Annotated in this window: 5 protein-coding genes (1 of these 5 only partly in view); 3 read left to right on the top strand and 2 right to left on the bottom strand. The window is 72.8% G+C overall.

Going from position 1 to position 3,780, the window contains the following annotated elements:
- A partial coding sequence (locus tag H0488_RS16700; protein WP_183100383.1) for a thiamine-phosphate kinase occupies positions 1 to 874 on the bottom strand: 874 nt, incomplete at its 3' end.
- A 128-nt stretch (positions 875 to 1,002) separates the two neighbouring features.
- On the opposite strand from H0488_RS16700, the gene H0488_RS16695 reads away from it, so the two are divergent.
- Positions 1,003 to 1,239 (top strand): Lrp/AsnC family transcriptional regulator, encoded by a 237-nt coding sequence (locus tag H0488_RS16695; protein ID WP_183100382.1) that lies wholly within the window; start codon positions 1,003 to 1,005, stop codon positions 1,237 to 1,239.
- A gap of 13 nt (positions 1,240 to 1,252) precedes the next feature.
- A complete protein-coding gene (locus H0488_RS16690) occupies positions 1,253 to 1,756 on the top strand; it encodes a DUF3515 family protein (RefSeq protein WP_183100381.1) in 504 nt (167 codons plus the stop codon).
- On the opposite strand, the gene H0488_RS16685 is transcribed toward H0488_RS16690, so the two are convergent.
- On the bottom strand, positions 1,753 to 2,877 hold the full coding sequence (locus tag H0488_RS16685; protein WP_183100380.1) for a D-alanine--D-alanine ligase family protein: 1,125 nt from the start codon (positions 2,875 to 2,877) through the stop codon (positions 1,753 to 1,755). The two genes, H0488_RS16690 and H0488_RS16685, sit on opposite strands and share 4 nt — an antisense overlap.
- Positions 2,878 to 2,901: 24 nt before the next feature.
- On the opposite strand from H0488_RS16685, the gene H0488_RS16680 reads away from it, so the two are divergent.
- Positions 2,902 to 3,780 carry the 5' portion of a trans-sulfuration enzyme family protein gene (locus tag H0488_RS16680; RefSeq protein ID WP_446685626.1) on the top strand. 282 nt of this gene lie beyond the right edge of the window, so only the first 879 of its 1,161 coding nucleotides appear in the window; the start codon lies at positions 2,902 to 2,904; its stop codon lies off the right edge, out of view.

Genomic DNA, 3,780 nt, shown 5'->3' with positions numbered 1-3,780 from the left:
GGGGCAGCGCGCTCCCGCCGGGGAAGGTCGCCAACAGCGAGTGGTCGTCGCCGCCGCCGAGCACGAAGCTGAGCGGGTCGGCGCCGGTCGCGCTCCCGACTGCGACCAGCGGCTCCGGGACCTCGAGCGTCGTGGAGAGGATGTCGATGGCGACCCCGCTCGCGGCCGCGACGTGCGCCGCGTCGGCGAGCAGGCCGTCGGAGACGTCGATCATCGCGGTGGCTCCGGCCTCGGCGGCCACCGGCCCCGCGTCGTACGGCGGCTCCGGACGTCGGTAGGCGTCGACCAGCACCCGCGGTGAGCGGAACCCGCGTCCCAGCACGGCGAGCCCGCCGGCGGCCCAGCCCTGTCGTCCGGTCAGCGCGACCACGTCACCGGGCTGCGCACCGGACCTCACGACGGGCGAGACCGTGCAGGAGCCGAGGACCGTCACCGCGATCGTGATCTTGTCGGAGCTCGTCACGTCGCCGCCGACGACACCGGCACCCACCGATGCGCACTCCTCGGCGAAGCCCCGGACGAAGTCCAGCGCCCATCGGGCGGGCAGCGTGGGCGGCGCCGCGAACCCCACGGTCAACCACACGGCGCGGCCGCCCATCGCGTTGATGTCGGAGAGGTTCTGGGCGGCCGCCCGGTGACCCACGTCGATCGCGTCGGCCCAGTCCTTGCGGAAGTGACGGCCCTCGATCATGAGGTCCGTCGACACGAGGACGTGGCCCTTGCGGACCCGAAGCACCGCGGCGTCGTCGCCGGGCCCCACGAGCACGTCCTCGCCGGGGGCGACGTCGGCGACGATCCGGGCGACGTGGTCGATCAGACCGAACTCGCCGAGGTCGGCCAGGGTCGCGTCGGGGGCGGGAAGCGCGTCGGGCACGGCCCCATCCCACCAGATCGCACCGGGCGCAGCGGGGTGGACCCACCTGCCATCGCGGAAGAGGCGGTCCGGGCGTCTGCGCGGTAGGTTGAGCCGTCCGTCGACCTCAACCCCTAGGAGTGCAACCAATGGTGGTGCAGGCCTACATCCTGATCCAGACCGACGTCGGCAAGGCTGCTGAGGTCGCCAAGGCAATCGCCGAGGTCAAGGGCGTCACGCTCGCCGAGGACGTCACCGGACCGTACGACGTGATCGTGCGCGCCGAGGCCCGCAACGTCGACGAGCTGGGCAAGCTCGTCGTGTCGAAGGTGCAGACCCTCTCCGGCATCACCCGCACCCTCACCTGCCCGGTCGTCCACATCTAGGTTTGGCGCGAGCGTGTCGCAAACGGTGCGCCACGCTGCCGCGCTGCGGATGCGGCCGATCACAGTCGTCGGGCTCGTCCTGCTGCTGGCGGGCTGCGGGGGGCCGGTCGAGGTCGACGTACCGGATCTCGGCGCTGACGACGCGGCAGCGTGCGAGGCGTTCGCGGACGCCCTGCCGCAGACGCTCGCCGACGAGCCCCGCGTGGACATCGAGCCCGCGGACGCACCGGCAGCCGCCTACGGCGACCCGCCGATCGTGGTGACCTGCGGAGCCGGTGAGCCCGACGGCTTCGGCCCCGGCGCCCAGTGCGAGCTGGTCAACGACGTGCCGTGGTACATCCCGCCGGAGCAGTACGACGACCTCGACCTCGACCTCGTGATCACCTCGGCGTGGCACCAGCCGCGGGTCCGGGCAGTCGTCCCCGCGGAGCTGCGCGGCGCCGAAGCGGGCGTGATGGCCAAGCTGTCGCCGCTCGTGGCCGAGCACCTCAGCGAGGCCGGGAGCTGCGATCTCTAGCGCAGTCCGGTGTCGCGCTGCGTCGCCAAGGTGATCAGCCGGTCGACGAGCGAGGGGTAGTCCAGGCCGGTCGCGGCCCACATCTGCGGAAACATCGAGAGCGGGGTGAAGCCCGGCATCGTGTTGAGCTCGTTGACCATCAGCGACCCGTCGGGCATCAGGAAGAAGTCGACCCGCGCCAGTCCCTCGCAGCCGACGGCCTGGAACGCGCGCGCCGCGAGCGCCCGCAGCTCGGCCGCAGTCGCGTCCGGCAGGTGTGCCGGCACGTCGAGCTCGGTGGCCTCCTCGGGGAGGTACTTGGCCTCGAAGTCGTAGAACTCGTGGTCGCCGGTGATCCGGATCTCGGCCGGCACCGTCGTGTCGACGCCGCCGTCGAGTGACTCGAGCACGCCGCACTCGATCTCGCGGGCGCCCTCCGCCGAGACCTCGATGAGCACCTTCGGGTCGTGCAGGAGGGCGCTCTCGACCGCGTCGGCGAGCTCGTCCTCCGTGTGCGCCTTGGAGATCCCGATGCTCGACCCGCCGCGGGCCGGCTTCACGAAGGCCGGGTAGCCCAGCTCGGCGACCCTCTCCCGCACCGCAGCAGGATCCTTGGCCCACTCGCGCGCCGTGACCGTGGTCCACGGCAGCACCGGGAGGCCGGCGGCGGCGAGCACCACCTTCATGTAGGCCTTGTCCATGCTGACGGCCGAGGCGAGAACGCCCGCGCCGACGTAGCGGACGCCGGCCATCTCGAGCATCCCCTGGATGGTGCCGTCCTCGCCCCAGGGGCCGTGGAGGAGCGGGAACACCACGTCGACGTCGCCCAGCTCGCGCGGCGGCGCCGTCGGGTCGCTCACCACGATGCCCGCCCCGCTGGCCGTGCGCGACAGCGTGACCGGCGCCCGGTCGGCGTCGACGGAAGGCAGCTGGTCGGGTCCCTTGATCGCGTGGCGGTCCGGGTCGTCCGCCTCGAGCACCCAGCGGCCGTCGGGAGCGATGCCGATCGGGATCACGTCGTAGCGCTCGCGGTCGAGGGCCTTGAGCACGCTGCCTGCGGTCACGCAGGAGATGGCGTGCTCCGAGGAGCGGCCGCCGAAGACCACGGCGACCCGGGTACGGCGACCGGTGGGCTCGTTCATCGTCCAGAACCCTACCGTTGTCCCATGTCCCCATCCGACAACCAGCCCGCTCACGACCTGCGCCCGGCGACGATCACCGTGACGGCCGGTCGCCCCGAGCACCAGCCCGACGCCCCGCTGAACCCGCCGATCACGATGGCGTCGACGTACGTCGCGACCGGCGACCTGGAGTACGGGCGCTACGGCAACCCCACCTGGTCCGCGTTCGAGGACGTGCTCGGAGCCCTCGAGGGTGGCCGGGCGCTGGCGTTCGCGTCGGGCATGGCCGGCGTCGCCACGGTGCTCGACCTGGTGGGGCAGGGCGGTGGCGTGGTGGCGCCCCGGCACTCGTACAGCGGGACGGTGATGGCGCTCGCCGACTTCGAGTCGCGGGGACGGCTGCACAGCCGGCTGGTCGACATCGCGGACACCGACGCCGTGATCGCGGCGATGAAGGAGGACGAGGACTGCGCCCTGCTGTGGATCGAGTCGCCGACGAACCCGGCGCTCGAGGTGGCCGACATCCCCGCGCTGGCCGAGGCGGCCCACGACCTCGGCCTCCGCGTGGTCGTCGACAACACCTTCGCCACTCCCCTGCTCCAGCAGCCGCTGTCGCTCGGCGCCGACATCGTCGTGCACTCGGCGACGAAGTACCTCTCCGGCCACAGCGACGTCCAGCTCGGCGCCCTGGTCACCGCCGACGACGAGGTGTTCACCGCGTTGAAGGGCCGGCGCGACCTGGTCGGCGCGATCCCCGGCCCGTTCGAGACCTGGCTGGCGCTGCGCGGGATGCGCACCCTGCACGTGCGGCTGGAGCGCGCGCAGGCCAACGCCGCCGAGCTCGCCCGCCGCCTCGGCGACCACCCCGCGATCGAGGAGGTCCGCTACCCGGGCTTCGGTGCGATCGTGGCCGCCGTGGTCGCC

This window comes from Nocardioides pelophilus, from assembly GCF_014180685.1.
Lineage (GTDB): Bacteria > Actinomycetota > Actinomycetes > Propionibacteriales > Nocardioidaceae > Nocardioides > Nocardioides pelophilus.
Note: the sequence above shows the minus strand (reverse complement) of the source record. Positions and strands in the feature narration are given on the sequence as shown.